1 protein-coding gene is annotated in these 1,132 nt (G+C 70.1%); it reads left to right on the top strand.

Annotation, left to right across the window (positions count from 1 at the left end; all coding sequences use genetic code 11):
* Positions 1–1,132 (top strand): type VI secretion system Vgr family protein (locus tag ABIC90_RS27370; protein WP_354359888.1); only part of this gene is annotated, 1,132 nt, incomplete at both ends.

Here is a 1,132-nt window from a genome sequence, read left to right as displayed (position 1 = left end):
GCGATCAGCGAAGACCTGGAAGTCATCCGCGATTGGCAGCCCAGCGAGGAGCTTCGCTCGGGCAGCTACACGGTGGACGACTTCAACTTCACCACGCCCCGCGGCGACCTGATGAACGTGCGCAGCCAGCCGCTGGGCGGGGACAACGCCAGCTACGAGATGTACGAGTGGCTGGGCGACTACCCGGCGGCCGGCGACGGCGAGCACTACGCCCGTGTGCGGCTGGAAGAGTCGCAGGCGCTGGCGCAGCGCAGCGCGGGCCAGGCCACCGTGCGCGGCATGGCGCCGGGCTACACCTTCACGATGCGCAACTCGCCGCGCTCGGACGACAACCGCGAGTACCTGGTGGCGGCCGTGTCGTATGCGCTGCGCGAAGGCGGCTATGCCTCGGGCACCGAGGCGGGCGAGTACGACTTCGACTTCACGGCGCAGCCCACCTCGCTCGCGTTCAGGTCGCCGCGCAACACGCCGCCGCCGCGCACCAGCGGGCCGCAGACCGCGACGGTGGTGGGCCCCGAGGGCGAGGAGATCTGGACCGACCAGTACGGCCGGGTGAAGGTGCAGTTCCACTGGGACCGCTACGGCCAGCGCAACGAGAACAGCTCGCGCTTCGTGCGGGTGTCGCACATCTGGGCGGGCGAGCGCTTCGGCGGGGTGTTCACGCCGCGCATCGGGCAGGAGGTGATCGTGGACTTCATCGGCGGTCGGCCCGACCGTCCGGTGATCGTGGGCCGCGTGTACAACGCCGACCAGATGCCGCCTTTCGCGTTGCCGGGGGAGGCCACCAAGAGCGGCATCGTCACGCGCTCGTCCAAGGGCGGCTCGCAGGCCACGGCCAATGCGTTCGTGTTCGAGGACAGGATGGGCGCCGAGCAGATCCTGGTGCATGCCGAGCGCAACCTGGATGTGGAGGTGGAGGGCGACGAGACGCACACCACCGACAAGACGCGCACCACGCTGATCAAGGGGCACGAGTCGGCCACCTACGAGGCGGGTGAAGAGCGGCACATCACCGGCGGGGCGGTGGAGACCATCGACGGGGGCGAGACGCGCACGGTGACCGGCGGTGCCACCGAGACGGTGAGCAGCGGGGAGACGCGCACGATCACCGGCGGGGCGGTGGAGACCATCA

Origin of the sequence: Variovorax boronicumulans (genome assembly GCF_040544675.1) — a bacterium.
GTDB lineage: Bacteria > Pseudomonadota > Gammaproteobacteria > Burkholderiales > Burkholderiaceae_C > Variovorax > Variovorax boronicumulans_D.
The sequence above is the reverse complement of the archived record's forward strand: the minus strand, read 5'-3'. Positions and strand labels throughout refer to the sequence as shown.